1 protein-coding gene is annotated in these 234 nt (G+C 63.2%); it reads left to right on the forward strand.

Translation table 11 applies throughout. From position 1 onward, the window contains the following. The coding region (locus KVT28_RS27005) for a hypothetical protein (protein WP_217551409.1) at positions 1–234 on the forward strand (234 nt) is incomplete at both ends.

Genomic DNA, 234 nt, shown 5'->3' on the forward strand with positions numbered 1-234 from the left:
ACGGGCGATTACGGCAGCGGTGAGTACACGGACGTCAACACCCATGGCGCGACTTTCAACGTTGCAGGCAACTCCGCGCGTGCCGTTGAGATCAGTGACGGCGCGCACGCCACCATTGATGCGGCGACCCGCATCAGGCTGCCCAGCAATGGCGCGACCGGCGCGGTGGCGGATGGCAACAAATTCACCCTGACAGGCGACCCGATCAATCCGCAAACCCAGTTCAATCCGGAC

It is taken from the genome of Pantoea sp. GbtcB22, from assembly GCF_019091025.1.
In the GTDB taxonomy this organism is placed as follows: Bacteria; Pseudomonadota; Gammaproteobacteria; order Enterobacterales; family Enterobacteriaceae; genus Pantoea; species Pantoea leporis.